Genomic DNA, 251 nt, shown 5'->3' with positions numbered 1-251 from the left:
AAATTTGCTAGCCACAGCCAATTACTAAGTTGGCTGTTAGAGCCCGCTATTGTGGCACTAGCATTACCTTTATATCAGCAGTTTGTTCATGTACGTAAAAACTTACTCTTAATTGTAACCACTTGTAGTTTAGGGGTTATTAACGCCACTGTAGTGGCTTTTTTACTCAGCATGATATTTGCTGTACCCACACAACTTAGCGCCTCAGTTGCAGCATTGAGTGTAACAACCCCTATAACGCTAATTGTAAC

The 251-nt window shown here is 40.2% G+C and carries 1 protein-coding gene; it reads left to right on the top strand.

Annotated features, from left to right (window positions below; all coding sequences use genetic code 11):
- A partial coding sequence (locus AAEY62_RS23725) for an LrgB family protein (RefSeq protein ID WP_350636912.1) occupies positions 1-251 on the top strand: 251 nt, incomplete at both ends.

It is taken from the genome of Pseudoalteromonas sp. GW168-MNA-CIBAN-0100, assembly GCF_040309225.1.
GTDB classification, from domain to species: Bacteria; Pseudomonadota; Gammaproteobacteria; order Enterobacterales; family Alteromonadaceae; genus Pseudoalteromonas; species Pseudoalteromonas arctica.
Note: the sequence above shows the minus strand (reverse complement) of the source record. Positions and strands in the feature narration are given on the sequence as shown.